The sequence below is a fragment of the Oerskovia sp. Root22 genome, from assembly GCF_001429135.1.
In the GTDB taxonomy this organism is placed as follows: Bacteria; Actinomycetota; Actinomycetes; order Actinomycetales; family Cellulomonadaceae; genus Oerskovia; species Oerskovia enterophila.
Genome location: NZ_LMIL01000002.1, coordinates 1 through 632, shown reverse-complemented (window position 1 = coordinate 632; position 632 = coordinate 1).

The following is a 632-nucleotide window of genomic DNA, read 5'->3' as shown; positions in this document are numbered from 1 at the left end:
ATGACCGCTGACGGCGACCTCGAGGTCCGCTCGGGCGCTGTGACCACCACCCCAGAGGGTGTGACGGCTTCGCCGTCCTGGACCGGTCTCGGGGCTGAGGGCGCGGCGGAGAACGTCATCGCCTCTGTGGTGGAGCTCGCTGCTGGCGGCACCCACACCTACCAGGTCGAAGTCGTTCTCGCCCTGGCAGACGGCACCCAGGGGGCTCCGGTGATCACGCCGTGCTCCGCGGAGCCAGGCGGAGCCCAGGGCGGGCTGTCGAACGCCGCGGGGATCAACTACAACGGCCTGACCGATTCGGCCGAGGCCTGTGTGACGGTCGCTGCGATCACGGTCGACAAGACCATCAGTGCTGGGCCTNCTCCGCGGAGCCAGGCGGAGCCCAGGGCGGGCTGTCGAACGCCGCGGGGATCAACTACAACGGCCTGACCGATTCGGCCGAGGCCTGTGTGACGGTCGCATCCATCACGGTCGACAAGACCATCAGTTCCGGCCCCACGCCCAACGGTGACGGGACATGGACGATCACCTATGACCTGGTCGCGACCAACACTGGTTCGGCTGCTGGGGACTATGACCTGAGCGACCGGTTGCATTACGGCGAGGGCATCGAGATCACCAGCGCCGCGGTC